At 69.2% G+C, this 20,826-nt stretch carries 32 protein-coding genes; 30 read left to right on the top strand and 2 right to left on the bottom strand.

Annotation, left to right across the window (positions count from 1 at the left end; all coding sequences use genetic code 11):
• The first annotated feature begins 9 nt into the window (after positions 1-9).
• The 27 genes from rplV to truA all read left to right on the top strand — a co-directional run bounded on the left by rplV (position 10) and on the right by truA (position 15,518).
• Positions 10-468, top strand: a complete 459-nt coding sequence (rplV, locus tag AB0J36_RS12550) for a 50S ribosomal protein L22 (protein WP_089018943.1) — start codon at positions 10-12, stop codon at positions 466-468.
• Complete coding sequence (gene rpsC, locus AB0J36_RS12545; RefSeq protein WP_091402401.1) at positions 468-1,337, top strand: 30S ribosomal protein S3; 870 nt, start codon at positions 468-470, stop codon at positions 1,335-1,337. Before rplV ends, rpsC begins: the two co-directional genes overlap by 1 nt.
• A 3-nt stretch (positions 1,338-1,340) precedes the next feature.
• The gene (gene rplP / locus AB0J36_RS12540; protein ID WP_073834927.1) at positions 1,341-1,766 is read left to right on the top strand and encodes a 50S ribosomal protein L16; all 426 of its coding nucleotides are present in this window, start codon (positions 1,341-1,343) and stop codon (positions 1,764-1,766) included.
• Positions 1,766-2,002: a 50S ribosomal protein L29 gene (rpmC, locus tag AB0J36_RS12535; protein WP_007465283.1), complete on the top strand. Its 237-nt coding sequence runs from the start codon at positions 1,766-1,768 to the stop codon at positions 2,000-2,002. The genes rplP and rpmC overlap by 1 nt, the downstream gene beginning before the upstream one ends.
• Positions 1,999-2,277: a 30S ribosomal protein S17 gene (gene rpsQ / locus AB0J36_RS12530; RefSeq protein WP_355050759.1), complete on the top strand. Its 279-nt coding sequence runs from the start codon at positions 1,999-2,001 to the stop codon at positions 2,275-2,277. Before rpmC ends, rpsQ begins: the two co-directional genes overlap by 4 nt.
• 97 nt (positions 2,278-2,374) lie before the next feature.
• The gene (rplN, locus tag AB0J36_RS12525) at positions 2,375-2,743 is read left to right on the top strand and encodes a 50S ribosomal protein L14 (RefSeq protein WP_007073026.1); all 369 of its coding nucleotides are present in this window, start codon (positions 2,375-2,377) and stop codon (positions 2,741-2,743) included.
• The gene (gene rplX / locus AB0J36_RS12520) at positions 2,740-3,060 is read left to right on the top strand and encodes a 50S ribosomal protein L24 (protein WP_007465276.1); all 321 of its coding nucleotides are present in this window, start codon (positions 2,740-2,742) and stop codon (positions 3,058-3,060) included. The genes rplN and rplX overlap by 4 nt, the downstream gene beginning before the upstream one ends.
• The gene (gene rplE / locus AB0J36_RS12515; RefSeq protein WP_355050758.1) at positions 3,060-3,626 is read left to right on the top strand and encodes a 50S ribosomal protein L5; all 567 of its coding nucleotides are present in this window, start codon (positions 3,060-3,062) and stop codon (positions 3,624-3,626) included. The genes rplX and rplE overlap by 1 nt, the downstream gene beginning before the upstream one ends.
• Position 3,627: 1 nt before the next feature.
• On the top strand, positions 3,628-3,813 hold the full coding sequence (locus AB0J36_RS12510) for a type Z 30S ribosomal protein S14 (RefSeq protein WP_007073023.1): 186 nt from the start codon (positions 3,628-3,630) through the stop codon (positions 3,811-3,813).
• A 115-nt stretch (positions 3,814-3,928) separates the two neighbouring features.
• Positions 3,929-4,336, top strand: a complete 408-nt coding sequence (rpsH, locus tag AB0J36_RS12505) for a 30S ribosomal protein S8 (protein WP_007465270.1) — start codon at positions 3,929-3,931, stop codon at positions 4,334-4,336.
• A gap of 16 nt (positions 4,337-4,352) precedes the next feature.
• Positions 4,353-4,895 (top strand): 50S ribosomal protein L6, encoded by a 543-nt coding sequence (rplF, locus tag AB0J36_RS12500; protein ID WP_355050757.1) that lies wholly within the window; start codon positions 4,353-4,355, stop codon positions 4,893-4,895.
• Positions 4,892-5,281, top strand: coding sequence for a 50S ribosomal protein L18 (rplR, locus tag AB0J36_RS12495; RefSeq protein WP_357126510.1), 390 nt, complete (start codon positions 4,892-4,894; stop codon positions 5,279-5,281). Before rplF ends, rplR begins: the two co-directional genes overlap by 4 nt.
• Positions 5,282-5,314: 33 nt before the next feature.
• Positions 5,315-5,929, top strand: coding sequence for a 30S ribosomal protein S5 (gene rpsE / locus AB0J36_RS12490; protein WP_007465263.1), 615 nt, complete (start codon positions 5,315-5,317; stop codon positions 5,927-5,929).
• A complete protein-coding gene (gene rpmD / locus AB0J36_RS12485) occupies positions 5,929-6,111 on the top strand; it encodes a 50S ribosomal protein L30 (protein WP_030329904.1) in 183 nt (60 codons plus the stop codon). The genes rpsE and rpmD overlap by 1 nt, the downstream gene beginning before the upstream one ends.
• Positions 6,111-6,554 (top strand): 50S ribosomal protein L15, encoded by a 444-nt coding sequence (rplO, locus tag AB0J36_RS12480; RefSeq protein ID WP_357126507.1) that lies wholly within the window; start codon positions 6,111-6,113, stop codon positions 6,552-6,554. The genes rpmD and rplO overlap by 1 nt, the downstream gene beginning before the upstream one ends.
• A gap of 232 nt (positions 6,555-6,786) precedes the next feature.
• Positions 6,787-8,115 (top strand): preprotein translocase subunit SecY, encoded by a 1,329-nt coding sequence (secY, locus tag AB0J36_RS12475; RefSeq protein WP_355050755.1) that lies wholly within the window; start codon positions 6,787-6,789, stop codon positions 8,113-8,115.
• A complete protein-coding gene (locus AB0J36_RS12470; RefSeq protein ID WP_088950228.1) occupies positions 8,116-8,769 on the top strand; it encodes an adenylate kinase in 654 nt (217 codons plus the stop codon). It begins immediately after the preceding gene.
• Positions 8,770-8,857: 88 nt separating this feature from the next.
• Positions 8,858-9,709: a type I methionyl aminopeptidase gene (map, locus tag AB0J36_RS12465; RefSeq protein ID WP_357126503.1), complete on the top strand. Its 852-nt coding sequence runs from the start codon at positions 8,858-8,860 to the stop codon at positions 9,707-9,709.
• A 185-nt stretch (positions 9,710-9,894) separates the two neighbouring features.
• A complete protein-coding gene (locus AB0J36_RS12460; RefSeq protein WP_357126500.1) occupies positions 9,895-10,461 on the top strand; it encodes a DUF1707 domain-containing protein in 567 nt (188 codons plus the stop codon).
• A gap of 301 nt (positions 10,462-10,762) precedes the next feature.
• On the top strand, positions 10,763-10,984 hold the full coding sequence (infA, locus tag AB0J36_RS12455) for a translation initiation factor IF-1 (RefSeq protein WP_007073013.1): 222 nt from the start codon (positions 10,763-10,765) through the stop codon (positions 10,982-10,984).
• Positions 10,985-11,075: 91 nt separating this feature from the next.
• Complete coding sequence (gene rpmJ, locus AB0J36_RS12450) at positions 11,076-11,189, top strand: 50S ribosomal protein L36 (RefSeq protein WP_012184307.1); 114 nt, start codon at positions 11,076-11,078, stop codon at positions 11,187-11,189.
• 266 nt (positions 11,190-11,455) lie between these two features.
• On the top strand, positions 11,456-11,836 hold the full coding sequence (gene rpsM / locus AB0J36_RS12445) for a 30S ribosomal protein S13 (protein ID WP_007465236.1): 381 nt from the start codon (positions 11,456-11,458) through the stop codon (positions 11,834-11,836).
• Positions 11,837-11,853: 17 nt separating this feature from the next.
• The gene (gene rpsK, locus AB0J36_RS12440; RefSeq protein ID WP_030329919.1) at positions 11,854-12,261 is read left to right on the top strand and encodes a 30S ribosomal protein S11; all 408 of its coding nucleotides are present in this window, start codon (positions 11,854-11,856) and stop codon (positions 12,259-12,261) included.
• Positions 12,262-12,274: 13 nt separating this feature from the next.
• Entirely contained in the window at positions 12,275-12,901 is a 627-nt protein-coding gene (gene rpsD, locus AB0J36_RS12435; RefSeq protein ID WP_007465229.1) for a 30S ribosomal protein S4, read from the top strand.
• A 98-nt stretch (positions 12,902-12,999) separates the two neighbouring features.
• A complete protein-coding gene (locus AB0J36_RS12430; protein ID WP_007465227.1) occupies positions 13,000-14,022 on the top strand; it encodes a DNA-directed RNA polymerase subunit alpha in 1,023 nt (340 codons plus the stop codon).
• 34 nt (positions 14,023-14,056) lie between these two features.
• Positions 14,057-14,617: a 50S ribosomal protein L17 gene (gene rplQ / locus AB0J36_RS12425; RefSeq protein ID WP_357126496.1), complete on the top strand. Its 561-nt coding sequence runs from the start codon at positions 14,057-14,059 to the stop codon at positions 14,615-14,617.
• A gap of 70 nt (positions 14,618-14,687) precedes the next feature.
• Positions 14,688-15,518, top strand: a complete 831-nt coding sequence (gene truA / locus AB0J36_RS12420; protein ID WP_357174365.1) for a tRNA pseudouridine(38-40) synthase TruA — start codon at positions 14,688-14,690, stop codon at positions 15,516-15,518.
• Positions 15,519-15,587: 69 nt separating this feature from the next.
• Here truA and AB0J36_RS12415 read toward each other — a convergent pair whose 3' ends face one another.
• Positions 15,588-16,631, bottom strand: a complete 1,044-nt coding sequence (locus AB0J36_RS12415) for a hypothetical protein (protein WP_357174368.1) — start codon at positions 16,629-16,631, stop codon at positions 15,588-15,590.
• Positions 16,632-16,734: 103 nt separating this feature from the next.
• Between AB0J36_RS12415 and AB0J36_RS12410 the strand changes: the two genes are divergently transcribed.
• The 3 genes from AB0J36_RS12410 (at position 16,735) to AB0J36_RS12400 (ending at position 20,092) form a co-directional block, all read left to right on the top strand.
• Positions 16,735-17,340: a methyltransferase gene (locus tag AB0J36_RS12410; protein WP_357126487.1), complete on the top strand. Its 606-nt coding sequence runs from the start codon at positions 16,735-16,737 to the stop codon at positions 17,338-17,340.
• A 41-nt stretch (positions 17,341-17,381) separates the two neighbouring features.
• Positions 17,382-19,061: an ATP-binding cassette domain-containing protein gene (locus AB0J36_RS12405; protein ID WP_357126484.1), complete on the top strand. Its 1,680-nt coding sequence runs from the start codon at positions 17,382-17,384 to the stop codon at positions 19,059-19,061.
• An 86-nt stretch (positions 19,062-19,147) separates the two neighbouring features.
• Positions 19,148-20,092: an aldo/keto reductase gene (locus AB0J36_RS12400; RefSeq protein ID WP_357126601.1), complete on the top strand. Its 945-nt coding sequence runs from the start codon at positions 19,148-19,150 to the stop codon at positions 20,090-20,092.
• A 175-nt stretch (positions 20,093-20,267) separates the two neighbouring features.
• On the opposite strand, the gene AB0J36_RS12395 is transcribed toward AB0J36_RS12400, so the two are convergent.
• On the bottom strand, positions 20,268-20,807 hold the full coding sequence (locus tag AB0J36_RS12395) for a hypothetical protein (protein ID WP_363660506.1): 540 nt from the start codon (positions 20,805-20,807) through the stop codon (positions 20,268-20,270).
• Between the last annotated feature and the right edge of the window lie 19 nt (positions 20,808-20,826).

Here is a 20,826-nt window from a genome sequence, read left to right as displayed (position 1 = left end):
GTTACAGCGATGCCAGGAAAGGGCGACGCTCCGGTGCTTCCGGGCGCGCGGGCGGTTGCGCGGCACGTGCGCATCTCGCCGATGAAGGCGCGCCGGGTGGTCAACCTCGTCCGCGGCCTGCCCGCGAAGGAGGCGCTCACGGTGCTGCAGTTCGCGCCGCAGGCTGCGAGCGAGCAGGTGTACAAGGTGCTCGCTAGCGCGATCGCCAACGCGGAGAACAACGAGCGGCTGGACCCCGACGCGCTGCTCGTCAGCGAGGCGTTCGTGGACGAGGGCCCGACGATGAAGCGGTTCCAGCCGCGGGCGCAGGGTCGGGCGTACCGGATCCGCAAGCGCACCTGTCACATCACCGTGGCGGTCGAGGCGGTCGCGCCGGCAGCGCCGAGGAAGGCCGCGGCGAAGAAGGCCGCCCCGGCCACGCAGGCCGCACCGGCCGAAGCGCAGAGCAAGACGGAGGACGCCGAGTAATGGGTCAGAAGGTTCACCCCACTGGGTTCCGGCTCGGCATCTCGACCGACTGGAAGTCCCGTTGGTTCGCGGACAAGCTCTACAAGGACTACATCGGCGAGGATGTCAAGATCCGCCGCATGATGTCCAAGGGCCTCGAGCGTGCCGGGATCTCCAAGGTCGACATCGAGCGCACCCGCGACCGCGTCCGCGTCGACATCCACACCGCCCGGCCGGGCATCGTCATCGGCCGTAAGGGTGCGGAGGCCGACCGGATCCGCGGCGAGCTGGAGAAGCTCACCGGCAAGCAGGTCCAGCTGAACATCATCGAGGTGAAGAACCCCGAGTCGGACGCTCAGCTCGTCGCGCAGGGCGTGGCCGAGCAGCTGTCCAGCCGGGTCAGCTTCCGTCGGGCGATGCGCAAGGCCATGCAGTCGGCCATGAAGAACCCGGTCTGCAAGGGCATCCGGGTTCAGGTTTCGGGTCGCCTCGGCGGCGCCGAGATGAGCCGGACCGAGTTCTACCGTGAGGGCCGGGTTCCGCTGCACACGCTGCGGGCCAACATCGAGTACGGCTTCTTCGAGGCCCGTACCACGTTCGGCCGGATCGGCGTGAAGGTCTGGATCTACAAGGGCGACGCCGTCCCGGGCCGGGAGGCTCCGGCCGAGGCCGGTCCGTCCCGCCCGCGTCGTGGTGAGCGCGGCGACCGTCCCGAGCGTCCGCGCCGTGGCCGGTCGGGTTCGTCCGGCACCACGGCTGGTGGCACCGAGGCCGGTCGGGCTGCTGCGACCACCATCGCGCAGCAGGCCGAGACGCCGAGCGGCGAGCCGGTCGACAGCGCTGCTGTCGCCGCCACTGCTGCTCCGGCTGAAACGCAGCAGGAGGGCTGACAGATGCTGATGCCGCGCAAGCCCCCGAAGGGCTTCCGCAAGCCGCACCACCCGGACCGCCACGGCGCGTCCAAGGGTGGTAACCGGGTGGTGTTCGGCGAGTTCGGGATCCAGGCTCTCGAGCCGGCGTACGTGACCAACCGCCAGATCGAGTCGGCGCGTATCGCGATGACCCGTCACATCAAGCGTGGCGGCAAGGTCTGGATCACGATCTTCCCGGACCAGGCCCTCACCAAGAAGCCTGCCGAGACCCGGATGGGTTCCGGTAAGGGTTCGCCCGAGTGGTGGGTCGCCAACGTCAAGCCGGGACGGGTTCTCTTCGAGATGTCGTTCCCCAACGAGCAGATCGCGCGTGAGGCCATGCGTCGCGCGATCCACAAGCTCCCGATGAAGTGCCGCATTGTTACGCGCGAAGTGGGTGAATCCTGATGGCAGCGGGCGTTAAGGCGACCGAGCTGCGTGAGCTCTCCGAGGAGGAGCTGGTCACGAAGCTGCGGGAGGCCAAGGCGGAGCTGTTCAACCTCCGCGTGCAGGCCGCAACCGGGCAGCTGGACAACAACCGGCGGCTGCAGGTCATCCGTCGGGAGATCGCCCGGATCTACACGATCATGCGCGAGCGCGAGCTGGGGCTCTCGGCCGCGCCGACTGAGGTGACTGCATCATGACCGAGAACACCACCGCTGACGCCACCCGCGCGCGCCGCAAGGTCCGCGAGGGCCTGGTGGTCAGCGACAAGATGGACAAGACCGTCGTGGTCGAGGTCGAGGACCGGGTTCGGCACGCGCTGTACGGCAAGATCATGCGTCGTACGAGCAAGCTGAAGGTGCACGACGAGCAGAACGCCGCTGGCACCGGCGACCGGGTCCTGATCATGGAGACCCGGCCGCTGAGCGCCACCAAGCGTTGGCGGATCGTGGAGATCCTGGAAAAGGCCAAGTAGCGAAGGCTCGAGCTCGCCCGGCGTTGCGTCGGGCGTAGGTTCCGCCAGGCTCCGGCCGCCACGGCGGCCGGAGAACCGGCAGACATAGGAGATAGACGTGATTCAGCAGGAGTCGCGACTGCGCGTCGCCGACAACACGGGTGCTCGGGAGATCCTGTGCATCCGGGTTCTCGGTGGCTCCGGTCGGCGCTACGCGAGCATCGGCGACGTCATCGTGGCCACGGTCAAGGACGCGATCCCGGGTGCCGGTGTGAAGAAGGGCGACGTCGTCAAGGCGGTCGTCGTTCGCACGGCCAAGGAGAAGCGGCGGCCGGACGGCTCGTACATCCGCTTCGACGAGAACGCCGCCGTCATCATCAAGGACGGTGGGGACCCGCGTGGAACCCGTATCTTCGGCCCGGTGGGCCGGGAGCTGCGGGACAAGCGGTTCATGAAGATTATTTCCCTCGCGCCGGAGGTGTTGTGACCGTGAAGGTCAAGAAGGGCGACACGGTCGTCGTCATCGCCGGCAAGGACAAGGGCGCCAAGGGCAAGGTCATCGCGGCCTACCCGCGGCAGGACAAGGTCCTGGTCGAGGGCGTGAACCGGGTCAAGAAGCACACCCGCATCAGCACCACCCAGCGTGGCGCCAAGACCGGCGGCATCGTCACCCAGGAGGCCCCGATCCACGTCTCGAACGTGCAGGTCCTGGACTCCGACGGCAAGCCGACCCGCGTCGGTTACCGGATCGACGACAACGGCCAGAAGGTCCGCATCGCGCGTAGCACCGGTAAGGACCTGTGATGACCACGGCTACCGAAAAGACCATGCCGCGCCTCAAGGAGCGGTACCGCAACGAGATCGTGGCCCAGCTGCGTGAGCAGAACAGCTACGGCAACCCCATGCAGGTGCCGCGGCTGGTCAAGATCGTCGTCAACATGGGTGTCGGCGAGGCCGCTCGCGACGCCAAGCTGATCGACGGCGCGGTCCGCGACCTCGCCACGATCACCGGCCAGAAGCCGCAGGTGCGGCGGGCGACCAAGTCCATCGCGCAGTTCAAGCTCCGCGAGGGCATGCCGATCGGCGCGAAGGTGACCCTCCGCGGCGACCGCATGTGGGAGTTCCTGGACCGGCTGCTCTCCATCGCGCTGCCGCGTATCCGCGACTTCCGCGGTCTGGACGGGCGCAAGCTGGACGGGCACGGCAACTACACGTTCGGTCTGACCGAGCAGTCGGTGTTCCACGAGATCGACCAGGACCGGATCGATCGCCAGCGGGGCATGGACATCACGGTGGTCACCACCGCCACGACCGACGACGAGGGCCGGGCGCTGCTCAAGCTCCTGGGCTTCCCGTTCAAGGAGAACTGAGATGGCCAAGAAGGCGCTGATCCTCAAGGCGGCCGCGAAGCCGAAGTTCTCGGTTCGCGCGTACACCCGCTGCCAGCGGTGCGGGCGTCCGAAGGCGGTCTACCGCAAGTTCGGGCTCTGCCGGGTCTGCATCCGGGAGATGGCCCACCGCGGTGAACTGCCGGGTGTGTCCAAGGCTTCCTGGTAAGGGCGACCGCGTCCCGGCTCCGGCCGGGAACTCCTGCACCGATTAGGTATTGCTCTTCGCCGTAGGCCCGGGGCTGGTGCCCCGGGAACCCCGGCGAGAAAGGCTGACGAAATCCATGACGATGACCGACCCGATCGCAGACATGCTCACGCGTCTGCGTAACGCCAACCAGGCGTACCACGATCAGGTGAAGATGCCCTACTCCAAGATCAAGGCGAACATCGCCGAGGTCCTGAAGGCCGAGGGTTACATCGCCACCTGGTCGGTCGAGGAGCCCGAGGAGGGCGCCGTCGGCAAGCGACTGGTCGTCGAGCTGAAGTACGGCCAGAACCGCGAGCGGAGCCTGGCCGGCATCAAGCGCGTGTCCAAGCCCGGTCTCCGGGTGTACGCCAAGTCGGACGGGCTCCCGCGGGTGCTCGGTGGGCTGGGCGTGGCGATCATTTCGACGTCCCAGGGACTGCTGACCGACCGGCAGGCCCGCAAGCGGAGTGTTGGCGGGGAAGTCCTCGCCTTCGTCTGGTAACGGGAGACTGGTAGAAATGTCGCGAATTGGACGTAAGTCGATCCCGGTGCCATCCGGCGTCGACATCACGATCGACGGGCAGACCGTCAAGGTCAAGGGCCCGAAGGGCGAGCTCCAGCACACCATCGCGGAGCCGATCACGATCGAGCGCGCGGAGGACGGGCAGCTGAACGTCAGCCGCCCGAACGACGAGCGCAAGGCCAAGGAACTGCACGGCCTGAGCCGTACCCTGGTCGCCAACATGATCGTCGGCGTGACCGAGGGTTACCGTAAGAGCCTGGAGATCGCGGGCACCGGTTACCGGGTCACCGCCAAGGGTTCGGACCTCGAGTTCGCGCTCGGGTTCTCGCACCCGGTGGTCGTCCCCGCCCCGGCGGGCATCACCTTCACGGTGGAGCGGCCGACCCTGTTCCACGTGGCCGGCATCGACAAGCAGCAGGTCGGTGAGGTCGCCGCCAACATCCGGAAGATCCGTCCGCCGGAGCCCTACAAGGGCAAGGGCGTGAAGTACCAGGGCGAGGTCATCCGCCGCAAGGCTGGAAAGGCAGGTAAGAAGTGAGCGCCACGCTGCTCAAGCGCCGCCGCGGCGTCGCCGCCAAGCGCGCCGTTGGGCGTGCGCGTCGGCACTTCCGCGTCCGCAAGAACGTCACCGGTACGGCCGAGCGTCCGCGCCTGGTCGTCACCCGTTCGCTGCGGCACATGGTCGCCCAGATCGTCGACGACACCAAGGGCCACACCCTGGCGTCGGCGTCGACCCTGGACGCCTCGCTGCGCGGTACGGAGGGCGACAAGAGCGCCCTCGCCGGCAAGGTGGGCGCCCTGCTCGCCGAGCGGGCCAAGGCCGCTGGCGTCTCCAAGGTCGTCTTCGACCGCGGTGGCAACCGGTACGCGGGCCGAGTCGCCGCGCTTGCCGACGCCGCCCGCGAAGCCGGGCTCGAGTTCTAACAACCCCGTCACGAGAGATAAGGAAGGCTGCTGATGCCAGGTCAACAGCGCCGTGGCGGCGGGTCCGGTGGCAACGAGGGTGGTCGCCGCGACAACCGCCGTGAGGGCGGCCGCGGAAACGCGCCCGTCGAGAAGACCCCGCACCTTGAGCGGGTCGTCGCGATCAACCGCGTCGCCAAGGTCGTGAAGGGTGGTCGTCGCTTCAGCTTCACCGCCCTGGTGATCGTGGGCGACGGCGACGGCACGGTCGGCGTGGGCTACGGAAAGGCCAAGGAGGTGCCCGCGGCCATCGCCAAGGGTGTCGAGGAGGCCAAGAAGCACTTCTTCAAGGTGCCGCGGATCGGTCAGTCGATCCCGCACCCGGTGACGGGTGAGGACGCGGCCGGTGTGGTGCTGCTCAAGCCGGCCTCGGCCGGTACGGGTGTCATCGCCGGTGGTCCGGTGCGTGCCGTGCTGGAGTGCGCCGGTATCCACGACGTGCTCTCCAAGAGCCTCGGTTCGTCGAACCCGATCAACATCGTGCACGCCACCGTGGCGGCCCTGAAGGGGCTCGAGTCCCCCGAGCAGGTCGCAGCGCGTCGTGGTCTGCCGGTGGAGGACGTCGCGCCGGCCGCCATGCTGGCGTCGCGGGCGGGGGTGGCGCGCTGATGGCACGCCTGAAGGTCACCCAGCTCCGGTCCGGTATCGGGACCAAGCAGAACCAGCGTGACTCGCTGCGTTCGCTCGGTCTCAAGCGGATCAACGACGTGGTGGTCAAGGAGGACCGGCCCGAGATTCGCGGCATGATCTTCACGGTCAACCACCTCGTGAAGGTCGAGGAGGTCGAGTAATGACGATCAAGGTGCACCACCTGCGCCCGGCGCCCGGTTCCAAGACCGCGAAGACCCGTGTGGGTCGCGGTGAGGGTTCCAAGGGCAAGACCGCCGGTCGCGGTACCAAGGGCTCCAAGGCCCGCAAGAACATCTCGGCGGCGTTCGAGGGTGGGCAGATGCCCATCCACATGCGCCTGCCGAAGATGAAGGGCTTCAAGAACAGGTTCAAGGTGGTCTTCCAGGTGGTCAACCTGGACCGGCTCGCCGAGCTGTTCCCGAACGGCGGCCAGGTCGGCCCGATCGAGCTGGTCGAGGCCGGCGCGGTCCGCAAGGGCCAGCCGGTCAAGGTCCTCGGCACCGGGGATCTCGGCGGGGTGGCGCTCCAGGTGTCGGCGCACGCGTTCAGCGCGTCGGCCAAGGAGAAGATCGCCGCCGCCGGTGGCTCTGCCACCGAGCTGTAAGGCGTACGACCTCGGCGCCCGTCCAGTTGCGAGCAACTGGCGGGCGCCTAGGTCTGCCTGGGGCCTGAGCGCCCGGTAATATCGGAATCGGTTTATGTAGCCGGGCACACCTGCCCGGAGTGGGACAGGGCTGTTAGAGTCCCATCCCAGCCATGGATTCCGGGCACTCGCCCGGGATTCACCCCGACCCGCCAGGGATCACCGGCGGCCCGCCTCGCGCAGGAGGAAGAAGTTGCTGTCCGCCTTTCTCAGTGCGTTCCGTACGCCTGACCTGCGCAAGAAGCTGCTGTTCACAGTAGGCATCATCGCGGTCTACCGGCTGGGTGCCACGCTGCCCAGCCCCGGCGTCTCGTACGGCAACGTGCAGAAGTGCCTCGACTCCATCTCGGGCGACACGACGGGCCCGCTGAATCTGCTCAACCTATTCTCCGGCGGAGCGCTGCTCCAGCTCTCGGTCTTCGCGCTGGGCATCATGCCCTACATCACGGCGTCGATCATCCTGCAGCTGCTGACCGTCGTGATCCCGCGCCTTGAGCAGCTCCGCAAGGAGGGCCAGGCCGGCCAGGCGAAGATCACGCAGTACACCCGCTACCTGACCCTGGGTCTGGGTGTCCTGCAGGCGTCGGCGTTCGTGGCCCTGGCCCGCTCCGGGCAGCTGTTCCAGAACCGCTGCGACCAGTTCCCGATCATCCCCGAGGGCACCGGCATCCCGGACTGGCTGACGCTGTCCATCCTGGTGATCACGATGACCGCCGGCACCGGCATGGTCATGTGGCTCGGCGAGCTGATCACGGACCGCGGCGTCGGCAACGGCATGTCCGTCCTGATCTTCACCTCGATCGCGGCCCGCCTGCCCAGCGAGGGCTGGCAGATCAAGACCAGCAAGGGCTGGGACATGTTCGCCCTGGTCATCGCGCTGGTCCTGGTGGTCATCACGGCGGTCACCTTCATCGAGCAGGCACAGCGCCGGATTCCGGTGCAGTACGCCAAGCGGATGATCGGCCGGCGCATGTACGGCGGCACCTCGACCTACATCCCGCTCAAGGTCAACCAGGCGGGCGTCATCCCGGTCATCTTCGGGTCGTCGCTGCTCTACCTGCCGCAGCTGGCTCTCCAGTTCTTCGACCAGAACGACCCGGGCAAGGTCCAGGCCTGGATCCAGAACAACCTGGTCGCCCCGGACAGCCCGATCTACATCACGGTCTACTTCCTGTTGATCATCTTCTTCACGTACTTCTACGTGTCGATCACGTTCAACCCGACCGAGGTCGCGGACAACATGAAGAAGTACGGCGGTTTCGTGCCGGGCATCCGTCCGGGCAAGCCGACCGCCGACTACCTGGACTTCATCCTCAGCCGGATCACCCTGCCGGGCGCGCTCTACCTGGGCGTCATCTCGATCCTGCCGAACTTCTTCTTCATCTGGCTGGACAACCAGCAGTACCAGAACTTCCCGTTCGGTGGCACCGCTGTGCTCATCATGGTCGGCGTCGGTCTGGAGACCGTGAAGCAGATCGAGAGCCAACTCATGCAGCGGAACTACGAAGGGTTCCTGCGGTAGATGAGACTCGTTCTGGTTGGCCCGCCGGGCGCGGGCAAAGGCACGCAGGCCGAGTTCATCGCCGCGCACCTCTCGGTGCCCAAGATCTCGACCGGGGACATCTTCCGGTCGAACGTCACCCAGGGCACGCCACTGGGCGTCGAGGCGAAGCGCTACATGGACGCGGGCGAGCTGGTTCCGGACGAGGTCACCATCAACATGGTCCGGGATCGGCTCGCCGAGCCCGACGCCAGCGAGGGCTTTCTCCTCGACGGCTTCCCGCGGACCACTCCGCAGGCAGCCGCTCTGGACAAGCTCCTCGCCGACCTGGGCACCGCTCTGGACCTGGTCCTGGAGCTGGTGGTCGACGACGACGAGGTGATCCGGCGGCTCTCCGGCCGGCGTACCTGCCGCGGCTGCGGCAAGATCTGGCACGTCGAGTTCGACGCCACCACCCGTCCGGGCATCTGTGACCGGTGCGGCGCCGAGCTGTTCCAGCGCGACGACGACAAGCCGGAGACCATCGCCACCCGCCTGCGGGAGTACAGCGAGAAGACCGCCCCCCTGGTCGACTACTACGGCGCCCAGGGCAAGCTCGTCGGGATCGACGCCACCGGCCCGGTGGAGGACGTCACGACCCGGGCCATCGACGCCCTGCGGTCGTACGGCGGCTGAGGCCCGGCCGCACCGCGGCGGATAGAGTGCGAACAGCGGGGTACGCGAGACGTGCCCCGCTGTTTCGGCAACGAAAGGTAACCGCTCCATGCGTCGTCCCCAGCTGGACATCCAGCTGAAGACCCCTGACCAGATCGAGAAGATGCGCGCGGCCGGGCTCGTGGTCGCCGAGGCGCTCCGCCGGATGCGCGAGGCTGTTGCGCCCGGTGTGAGCACCGCCGATCTGGACGCCATCGCCGAGTCGACGATCCGCGAGGCGGGCGCCGTCCCGTCGTTCAAGGGGTACCACGGCTTCCCGGCGTCGATCTGCTCCTCGGTGAACGAGCAGATCGTGCACGCCATCCCATCGTCGAACCAGGTGCTCGCCGAGGGCGATCTGATCTCGATCGACTGCGGTGCCGTGTTGAACGGGTGGCACGGCGACTCGGCGATCACCGTCGGGGTCGGCGAGGTCGATCCGGCGCTGTTGAAGATGGCTGAGGTGGCCGAGGACGCCATGTGGGCCGGTATCGCCGCCGCGGCCCGTGGTGCGGCCAGCGGCAAGGGCCGGCTCACCGACATCTCGCACGCCGTGGAGACCGCGGTCCGCAAGGGCGGCCGGTACGGCATCGTCGACGGTTACGGCGGGCACGGCATCGGCACCGAGATGCACCAGGATCCGCACGTGCTCAACCACGGCCGGCCGGGCAAGGGGCCGCGTCTGGTCCCGGGCATGGCCCTGGCGATCGAGCCGATGATCACCATGGCCTCGCCCCGTACGGTCGAACTGGCCGACGGCTGGACGGTGGTCACCCGGGACGGGTCGATCGCGGCGCACGTCGAGCACTCGATGGCGCTCCTGCCCGACGGCGTCTGGGTGCTCACCGCCTTCGACGGGGGCCGGGCCCGACTCGGCGACCTCGTGACGGCCCGCCAGCCCGCCGCCTCCACCACCCCCTGACGGCCCGCCGCCTCCACCACCCCCTGACGGTCCCGACCGGGCGGGCCAGTCGGTTGATCGACTCGGGTTCCGGAAGGTCGCCCTGTCCCACCGCCATGGAAACCCCGATTGCCCTGATGTCGGGTCGATCGAGGGCAGGGCAACCGGGCGGGACGGATTGGTGGGGCGGTGGCATGCTTGCCGGCATGGACGGGCGCGACGGGATGCGAGCGGCGGACGCGGACCGGGAAGCGGTGGCCGAACGGTTGCGGGCCGCCCTCAACGAGGGTCGGTTGGACCTGCACGAGTACGACGAGCGGTTGCAGCGGGCCTACGCTGCGCGGACGTACGCGGAACTGGATCCGCTGCTGTCGGACCTGCCGCCGATGTCGCCTGCGGCGCAGCCGGCCCCGCAGTCGCCTGGCCCGGTGGCCCAGCCGTCCAGCGGCCGACTCGCCTCGTTCGCGATCGGTGACACCAATCGTTGGCTGGGCGAGGTGTGGTTCCCGTACCTGAAGGTGCTTGCCATCGTGGTGACCATCTGGGGCGTGACCTCGCTGCTGAGTCAGGATCTGCTCTACTTCTGGCCGGTCTGGGTGGCCGGGCCGTGGGGTGTGGTGCTGGTGCTTCGGACGGTGGGTGGGCTGGCCGCGGGAGAGCCCCGGCGGCAGGCGATCGAGCGGGAGCGTCGTCGCCAGCGCAAGCGCGCCAAGCGAGAGCGCAGACGCCAACTCCGCTCCACCGAACCAGACAAAACCCCACCCCCCACCTGACTCACAAACCCCACCCAGATCCCCGTCGATCATGAAGTTACTGCCCTCGGGGCCCGGCGTGTCATGGCAATAACTTCATGATCAACCAGAGGCTGCGGGTCGTGGTGGGTGGGTGGTTTGGCGGTGGGCGGCAGGCGGGCGTACACTTTCTGATCGGCGCACAGCGTCCACTCCGGCATGCCCACCCTGCGCTTCGGTGGGTCCCGGAGCCGCGGCTGGCGCGGTCTTCTGATTCTGGTCAGATTTCCGTGTAAGACGTTGTGGGTCGCCCGGAGCAATCGACGTCAGGACAGCGGAGGACATGCCGAAAAAAGACGGAGCCATTGAGATCGAGGGTCGGGTCATCGAGCCCCTGCCGAACGCCATGTTCCGCGTGGAGCTCGCGAACGGCCACAAGGTGTTGGCTCACATCAGCGGCAAGATGCGGCAGCACTACATCCGCATCCTGCCGGAGGACCGGGTCGTCGTCGAACTCTCGCCGTACGACCTGACCCGCGGGCGCATCGTCTACCGCTACAAGTAGTCCTGACGGCGGCCGGGAAGTCCCGTGTCCGTCTTCGACGTCCGGTCTCGCGCATGGCGCGTTGCCGGGCCAGATGGGAAGTAAGGCAACCGTGAAGGTCAAGCCGAGCGTCAAGAGGATCTGCAACAAGTGCCGGGTTATCCGCCGGCACGGCCGGGTCATGGTCATCTGCACCGACCCGCGCCACAAGCAGCGCCAGGGCTGACTCAGCCCGTCCGGCCGAACACGGCCGGGTGGTGTTGGTCCGGGCAGTTCCTCAGCGACACACACATCACACATGCTCGTCCCAGCCGCGAGCGGTACGCGAGGCGTACTCCTTTCGTGGCTGACCCCCGGTCGGAGGCCGGGGCCCGCTTGGGCAGCGACCGATCCCGGTCGCCGGCGCTGATGGCGTCGGAAAGACGGGACGGCCGGTAGCGGGGTGGGACGGGTCCACACCTCCGCCACACATCACGAGGAGTACGCCCGCACATGGCACGTCTAGTCGGCGTGGATCTCCCCCGCGAGAAGCGGATGGAGATCGCGCTCACCTACATCTTCGGGGTCGGTCGAACCCGCGCCCTGGAGACGCTCGCCGCTACCGGCATCTCGCCGGACAAGCGCGCTCGGGACCTCACGGACGAGGAGCTCGTGCAGCTCCGCGACCACATCGAGGGCAACTACAAGGTTGAAGGCGACCTGCGCCGCGAGGTCGCCGCTGACATCCGCCGCAAGGTTGAGATCGGCTGCTACGCCGGCATCCGGCACCGCCGGGGCCTGCCCGTGCGTGGCCAGCGGACCAAGACCAACGCGCGGACCCGCAAGGGCCCGAAGCGGACCGTCGCCGGCAAGAAGAAGCCCGGCAAGAAGTAATAGGAGCGCACAGACTTATGCCACCGAAGGCTCGTGCCGGAGCCGCTGTCAAGAAGGTCCGGCGCAAGGAACGCAAGAACGTCGCCCACGGGCAGGCGCACATCAAGAGCACTTTCAACAACACCATCGTGTCCATCACGGACCCGACCGGTGCGGTCATCTCCTGGGCCTCCGCGGGCCAGGTGGGCTTCAAGGGCTCCCGCAAGTCGACTCCGTTCGCCGCGCAGCTGGCCGCCGAGGCCGCCGCGCGTCGCGCCATGGAGCACGGCATGCGCAAGGTCGACGTGTTCGTCAAGGGCCCCGGCTCCGGCCGGGAGACCGCTATCCGTTCGCTGCAGGCCGTCGGGCTGGAGGTCGGCCAGATCGCCGACGTCACCCCGCAGCCGCACAACGGGTGCCGTCCGCCTAAGCGTCGTCGGGTCTGAGAGGTAGAGAGAGATGGCTCGTTACACCGGTGCTGACTGCCGCCGTTGCCGGCGGGAGAAGATGAAGCTGTTCCTCAAGGGCAGCAAGTGCGATGGTCCGAAGTGCCCGTTCGAGTCCCGGCCGTTCCCGCCCGGGCAGCACGGCCGCGGCCGCACCAAGGAGACGGAGTACCTGCTCCAGCTCCGCGAGAAGCAGAAGGCCCGTCGCGTCTACGGCGTGCTGGAGAAGCAGTTCCGTGGCTACTACGAGGAAGCCGTCGGCAAGCAGGCCAAGACCGGTGAGGTCCTCCTGCAGATCCTCGAGTCGCGGCTGGACAACGTCGTTTACCGGGCCGGCTACGCCCACTCGCGGGACATGGCCCGCCAGCTGGTCAAGCACGGTCACTTCACGGTGAACGGCAAGAAGGTCGACATCCCGTCGTACCGCGTCAAGGAGCACGACATCATCGAGGTTCGGGGCAAGAGCAAGGAGCTCACCCCGTTCGTGGTGGCGCAGGCTCAGGCCGGTTCGAAGACGGTTCCGGCGTGGCTTGAGGCCATTCCGAGCCAGATGAAGGTGCTCGTGCACTCCCTCCCGGCCCGGCAGGTCATCGACACGCAGGTCCAGGAGCAGCTGATCGTCGAGCTCTACTCCAAGTAGTCGGGCTCGTTGCGGTGGCCTGCCCTTCGGGGCGGGCCACCGGAACAGTTTGTGTCGTGGGCGTCAAATAGCGGGCGTCCCGGAAGAGAAGAGACAAGATGCTCATCAGTCAGCGACCCTCCCTCTCCGAGGAGTCGATCAACGAGACCCGGTCGCGGTTCGCCATCGAGCCGCTCGAGCCGGGCTTCGGCTACACCCTGGGCAACTCGCTGCGGCGTACGCTGCTGTCGTCGATCCCGGGTGCGGCGGTCACCTCGATCAAGATCGACGGCGTGCTGCACGAGTTCACCACGATCCCCGGTGTCAAGGAGGACGTGGTCGAGCTCGTCATGAACATCAAGGAGCTGTGCGTCAGCTCCGAGCACGACGAGCCGGTCAGCATGTACCTGCGTAAGCAGGGCCCGGGCGACGTGACGGCGGGCGACATCCAGCCCCCGGCCGGCGTCTCGGTGCACAACCCGGACCTCAAGCTCGCGACCCTGAACGGCAAGGGCCGGCTCGACATGGAGCTGACCGTCGAGCGGGGCCGGGGCTACGTGACGGCCGCTCAGAACAAGCAGTCCGGCGCCGAGATCGGCCGGATCCCGGTCGACTCGATCTACTCGCCGGTGCTGAAGGTGACCTACCGCGTCGAGGCGACCCGCGTCGAGCAGCGCACCGACTTCGACCGGCTCATCATCGACGTCGAGACCAAGCCGTCGATGGGCCCGCGTACCGCGCTGGCCTCCGCCGGTTCGACGCTGGTGGAGCTGTTCGGTCTGGCTCGTGAGCTGGACGAGACGGCTGAGGGCATCGACATCGGGCCGTCCCCGCAGGACGCCCAGCTGGCGGCGGACCTCGCTCTGCCGATCGAGGAGCTGGACCTGACCGTCCGCTCCTACAACTGCCTCAAGCGCGAGGGCATCAACTCCGTTGGTGAGCTCATCGGGCGTACCGAGGCCGACCTCCTCGACATCCGCAACTTCGGTCAGAAGTCGATCGACGAGGTCAAGATGAAGCTCGCCGGGATGGGTCTCGGGCTGAAGGACTCGGCTCCGAACTTCGACCCGGCGCACGTCGTGGACACCTTCGGCGAGGCCGACTACGACACCGACGACTACCGCGAGACCGAGCAGCTCTAGTCCGCGCTGCCGCCACAACTGAGGAGCACCAAAAATGCCCACGCCCACCAAGGGCCCCCGCCTCGGCGGCAGCCCCTCGCACGAGCGGCTGATGCTCGCCAACCTGGCGACCGCGCTGTTCCAGCACGGCAAGATCCAGACCACCGAGACGAAGGCCCGGCGGCTCCGTCCGCTGGCCGAGCAGCTCATCACCAAGGCCAAGCGCGGTGACCTCGCCTCGCGGCGTCGGGTGCTGGGTGTCGTCAAGGACAAGGACGTCGTCTACGCCCTGTTCGACCAGATCGCGCCCCGGTACTCCAACCGCCCCGGCGGTTACACCCGGATCGTGAAGACCGGTCCGCGCAAGGGTGACAACGCGCCGATGGCGATCATCGAGCTGGTGGAGGAGCTTCAGGTCGCCGAGCCGAAGGCGAACAAGAAGACCGCCGCCCGCAAGGCCGCGCAGCAGGACAAGGTCGAGGCGCTCGCCCCGGCCGAGGACGCTCCGAAGTCGGCCGACGCCGACCAGGACTCCGAGGCGCCGGTGTCGGCCTCCGGCGACACCGCCGAGGCCCGCGAGGACAGCGACCTCGCCACCGAGGAGAACAAGGCCTGACCTCGGGCATCAGTGCGGGCCCGGCACCCCTTTCGGGGTGTCGGGCCCGACCCGTAACAGGAGGTACGAGGTGGACGAGCGGATCCGGCTGCGGCTGGACGTCTCGTACGACGGCGCGGACTTCTCCGGGTGGGCGCCCCAGCCGACGCGGCGGACCGTCGCCGGGGTGCTCGTCGAGACCCTGGACCTGGTCCTGGGCGCGGGTACGGCGACCGGTCTGACCGTCGCGGGCCGGACCGACGCGGGGGTGCACGCCCGCGGGCAGGTCTGTCACCTGGACCTACCCGTCGAGGTGTGGCGGGAGCACGAGGGGCGGCTGCTGCGCCGGCTGGCCCGGCTGCTCCCCACCGACGTGCGGGTACGGGCGATGACCGAGGTGCCCACCGACTTCGACGCCCGCTTCTCGGCCACCTACCGGCGCTACGAGTACCGGGTGACCGACGCCCCGTACGGCGCGGAGCCGCTCCGTCGGCACGAGGTGTTGGCCTGGCCGCGGGCGCTGGACCTGGCGGCCCTGAACGCCGCGGCCGAGGGCCTGGTGGGAGAGCACGACTTCGCCGCGTACTGCCGACGCAAGGAGAACGCGACGACGCTGCGCGAGGTGACCCGGTTGGACTGGCGGCGGGACCCGGACGGCATCCTGGTCGCCACCGTACAGGCGGACGCGTTCTGTCAGGCGATGGTGCGCAGCCTCGTGGGGGCGATGCTCGCGGCCGGCGACGGCCGCCGGCCGGTGCGGTGGCCGGGCAGCCTGCTGACCCGGCAGGAGCGGTCCAGCGAGGTGACGGTGGCGCCGGCGCACGGGTTGACCCTGGTCGCGGTCGGCTACCCGGACGATCCGGTGGACTACGCGCGCCGTGCCGACCTGACGCGCCGGCTGCGCGTGCCGGTCGAGGGCTGACGGGCGAACCCGGTACGGACGACGACGGGTGTGCCACCTCGGCGGCACACCCTTCGGACCGGTCGCGGGTCAGTCGCCGTCCTCGCCGCCGCTCTGGCTGCCGCTGCCGTCGGTGGACGCCCCCGTTGGCTGCCCGGCCGTGCCGATGTCGGCCCGCCGTTGGAGGACGCCCTTGCTGAGGTGGGCCTCGATCATGTCGAACAGGACTTCCCGGATCTTGGTGTCGCCGGGCTTGACCGCGGTTCCGTCGGCACGGACCACCAGCGCGTACGCCAGGTAGTGGCCGCGGACCTGCCAGCCGACCCGGGCCGGGGCGCTGGTCAGCGCATCGGTGTCGTCGCCGGCGGTGAGCCCGAGGAACCGGCCCTGCCGTTCGTCGAGGATCTGCCGGATCCGGTCCCGGGCCCGCTCGGCGTTGGCCCTGTCGGTCAGGTTGAACAGGCCGGTGGTGACCAGGTGCTCGCCGCCGGGACTCCGCAGGGTGGCCCGGACGACCTGGTTGCAGCCGAGCCGGACCAGCAGGTCCGCGACCTCGTCCGTGGCGGCGACGGCGCAACTGCCGCTGGACTGGGTCTTGAGCACCTGGTAGGCGGGCTGGCCTTCGGCGAGCTTCAGATCCTTGCCGGGGAAGAGTTCCTTCGCGGTGAGCGGCGCCTGGTCGGTGTCCCGCGAGTCGAGATCCTGCGGCTGCTGGACGCTGGCGGACGGCGCGGCGTTCGGCTGGTACGTCGGGGTGGACTGTGGTGTCGCGTCGCGATCCAGCAGCAGTGCGGCGGCGCCCAGGCCGCAGAGCGCGAGCAGGACGAGGACGGCGGCGCCGCCGATCACCACCTGCCAGAGCCGCCCACCGCCACGCCGGGCGGACGGCTCCACCGGCTGGGCCGAGGTGTAGACCTGGCTGCGGGGAGCCGCCACCGACGGGGTGACGCGGGGGGCCGGCGGCGGCTGGTTCGACGGCAGCACCAACTGGTTGGGTCGGGGCAGCGACGGCGCGGGGAAACGCGACGGTGAGGGGCCGGCCGGTGGAGGGGGACCTGCGCCGACCACGTCCAGGTCGGAGCCGGGCTCGGGGTCCTCGAATGCGTCCTCTTCGGACTGGTACCGATACACCATGTCGCCCAGAGTAGGAGTGATTGTCCCTTTAGGGGGTAATATCAGGGAAATGTGGGTGTGGGCAGTGTCGTGAGCCGCCCGAGCCGATGCGAGAATTGCCGACGTGACCGGCGACCACTACTTCACCGCGCAGCCCGCCAGCGACGCACCGGCGCGCGAGGTCGAATTCTCCGTCGCCGACCGCGACTACCGACTCGCCTCGGCCGGCGGTGTCTTCTCCGCCAGCCGTCTCGATCCCGGCACCGCCGTACTCCTGCGCAAGGCCGACCTGCCCGCCGCCGACACCACGGGTGACCTGCTCGACCTCGGCTGCGGGTTCGGACCCATCGCGTGCGTCCTGGCCGACCTCGCGCCGACGAGCACCGTCTGGGCCGTCGACGTCAACTCCCGCGCCCGCGACCTCACCGCCGCCAACGCGGCGAGGATCGGCGCCGGTGACCGGGTCCGGGTGAGCGCGCCGGACGACGTACCGGCGGAGGTGACCTTCGCCCAGCTCTGGTCCAACCCGCCCATCCGCGTCGGCAAGGACGAGCTGCACGAGCTGCTGCGGCGCTGGCTGCCCCGGCTCGCCCCGGACGGCGTCGGCTGGTTGGTCGTCGCCCGGCACCTGGGTGGCGACTCGCTGCAGCGCTGGCTCGTCGAACAGGGCTGGCAGGTCGAGCGGCACGCCAGCCAGAAGGGCTTCCGGGTGCTGCGGGTCACCCGGTAATTGGATGTCCCTACCGGTCCCGGTTGGGGCAGGATCCCGGCGTGGGATACGTGGACGTGGCAGCGGTCGGGCACACCCTGCCCGACGGTCGGGAACTCTTCGCCGACGTGTCGTTCCGAGTCGGTGAGGGCGCCAAGGTCGCCCTGGTCGGGCCGAACGGCGCCGGCAAGACGACACTGCTGAGGATGGTCGCCGGTGACCTTCCGGTACGCGCGGGCAGCATCGCGCGGGCCGGCGGGCTGGGCGTGATGAGGCAGTTCATCGGCATGATCGGCGACGAGACGACGCTCGCCGACCTGGCCCTGTCGCTGGCCCCGCCGGCACTTCGCGACGCCGGCCGCCGGCTCGGCGAGACCGAGGCGGCCATGCGGGCGGCCGAGACCCACGGCAAGTTCAGCAACGCCGCGGGCAAGGCGCAGTTGGCGTACGCGGACGCGCTCGGCGCCTGGGGCGAGACCGGCGGGTACGACGCCGAGGTGCTCTTCGACACCGTCGCCACCATCGTGCTCGACCAGCCGTGGGACGCCGTACGGGACCGACCGGTACGGACGCTCTCGGGCGGGCAGCAGAAGCGGTTCGCCCTGGAGTTGCTGCTGCGCGGCCCGGACGAGGTGCTGCTACTCGACGAGCCGGACAACTTCCTCGACGTGCCCGGCAAGCGCTGGTTGGAGGGGCGGCTGCGGGAGTCGACGAAGTCGGTGCTCTACGTCTCGCACGACCGTGAGCTGTTGGCGCAGAGCGCCGACCGGGTGGTCGCCGTCGAGGGCGGCAGCGCCTGGGTGCACCCGGGTGGCTTCGCCAGTTGGCACGAGGCCCGGGTGGCCCGGCACGCCCGCCTCGACGAGCTGCGTCGACGCTGGGACGAGGAGCACCAGAAGCTGCGCGAGCTGATGCTGATGTACAAGCAGAAGGCCGCGTACAACGACGGGTTGGCCTCGCGGTACCAGGCCGCGCAGACCCGGCTGCGCAAGTTCGAGGAGGCCGGGCCTCCGCCCGTACCCCCCAAGGACCAGGACATCCGGATGCGGCTGACCGGCGGGCGGACCGGCAAGCGCGCGGTCGTCTGCGACCAGCTCGAGCTGGACGGCCTGACCTTCCCCTTCGACCTGGAGATCTGGTACGGCGACCGGTTGGCGGTCCTCGGCGCCAACGGCACCGGCAAGTCGCACTTCCTGCGTCTGCTGGCGCGCGGCGGCACCGATCCCGACCCGGCGAACGGGCCGGTCGACGGCGCGGGCGCGCTCGCGCCGGTGGTGCACGACGGCGTGGCCCGGCTCGGCGCGCGGGTCCGCCCCGGGCACTTCTCCCAGACGCACGACCGACCGGAGCTGATGGGAAGGACGCTTGTCGAGATCCTGTGGCGGGGCGACGAGCACCGCCAGGGGATGGACCGGCACGCGGCGATGGGGGTGCTCAGTCGGTACGAGCTGGCCGGGCAGGGTGATCAGCGCTTCGGCACCCTCTCCGGAGGGCAGCAGGCCCGCTTCCTGGTGCTCCTGCTGGAGCTGTCCGGGGCGACCCTGTTGCTGCTCGACGAACCCACCGACAACCTCGACCTGGCCAGCGCGGAAGCCCTGGAGGCCGGCCTGAACGCCTTCGAGGGAACGGTGATCGCGGTCACCCACGACCGCTGGTTCACCCGATCCTTCGACCGTTTCGTACTGTTCCGCGGCGACAACGAGGTGGTGGAAACCCCCGAGCCGGTCTGGGACGTCGGCTGACGCGAAAGGAAGGGCCCCTTATTAGACACCAGGCGTTAGTAAGGGACCCTTCCTTCACGGGGCATAGGGTGGAACTCGTGACTGAGATGACCTATCGCCGGCTGGGCGACTCCGGGCTCGTGGTGTCCGTCGTCGGGATCGGCTGCAACAACTTCGGCCGCAAGCTGGACCTCGACGGCACGCGAGCGGTGGTGGACGCCGCCCTGGACGCTGGGATCAACCTCTTCGACACCGCCGACATCTACGGCGAGCCGCAGGGTGGTTCGGAGGAGCTGCTCGGGCAGGCGCTCAAGGGCCGCCGCGACGACGTGGTGGTGGCCACCAAGTTCGGTATGGACATGAACGGCCTCAACGGGCCGGACTTCGGGGCCCGGGGTGCGCGCCGGTACATCGCCCGCGCGGTGGAGGCGTCGCTGCGCCGGCTCGGCACCGACCACATCGACCTGTACCAGATGCACGAGCCCGACCCGGGTACCCCGATCGACGAGACCCTCGCCGCGCTGGACGACCTGGTCCGTGACGGCAAGGTGCGCTACCTGGGCAACTCGAACTTCGCCGGCTGGCAGATCGCCGACGCGGACTGGGTCGCGTCGTCCAACGGCCGGGCCCGCTTCATCAGCGCGCAGAACCACTACAGCCTGCTGGAGCGCTCGGTCCAGGCCGAGGTGATCCCGGCGTGTGAGCGGTTCGGCCTCGGCATGCTGCCGTTCTTCCCGCTCGCCAACGGCCTGCTCACCGGCAAGTACAAGCGCAGCGAGCAGCCGCCGGCCGGCAGTCGGCTCTCCGGCGGTGGCCGGTACGCCGACCGGCTCGCGGCCGCCGACTGGGACACCATCGAGGCCATCGAGGCGTACGCGAACGAGCGGGGTCTGACCATGCTCCAGGTGGCGATCGGTGGCCTGGCCGCCCAGCCCGCGGTGACCTCGGTGATCGCCGGCGCCACCAGCGCCGAGCAGGTGCACGCCAACGCGGCCGCCGGCACCTGGGAGCCCACCGACGAGGACCTGACGGCCCTGCGCGACATTCTCTGAGCGCGGGCGCCGCGTCGTGATCCACTCGCGTTCCTTGAATGCGGGGTGACCTGCGGTCGGGGATGCCCCGACTTCAAGGAACACGAGTCGATCACCAGCCGGCCGGACGGAATCGGGCCGGGCCGCTCGTCGCGGCCCGGCCCGGTCGTCGGAGTGGCGCTGGAGCGCCGACAGGTCAGTCGTTCGGCGTGGCGGAGCGGCGGCGGCCGAACAGCATGGCCACCCCCATCGCGGCGGCGATGAGCACCAGCCCGGCCGCCGCGAACGGCCACCAGCCGGCAGCCGCCCCGCGTCCGTCGGCCCGGTCCGCGGTCACCGCGACCGGCGTGGGCACCGGCGGAGACTGTGCCGCCTTCGCCTGCACCGTCGCGGTGGCCTTGCTCTGCAGCGGAGCGGGGGAGTTCACCGTCACCTTCCACGTGCCGGTGGAGAGCACCGGGCCGCTGCTGTAGAAGCCCTGCCCCTCGGGCTGCGGTTCCAGCTGCACCGGGCCGACCTTCTGCCCGTCCGGGCCGGTGGCGGTGAGCACCAGTCGTACCACCCGGTCCAGCCGACGACCGTCGGCGTAGCTGGCCTGGATGGTGACGCCCTCGGCTCCGTCGCCGGCCACCGTCAGCTTGAGTTTGTCGGCCTGCGCGGCCGCCGGGGTCGCGGCGAGCAGGGTCAGGGCCAGTCCGACGAGGACGGCGGCCAGCACCTTGCGGATACGCGTCACGGACGTCTCCTCCCTAATG

It is taken from the genome of Micromonospora sp. NPDC049662, assembly GCF_040675055.1.
Classification (GTDB): Bacteria; Actinomycetota; Actinomycetes; order Mycobacteriales; family Micromonosporaceae; genus Micromonospora.
Note: the sequence above shows the minus strand (reverse complement) of the source record. Positions and strands in the feature narration are given on the sequence as shown.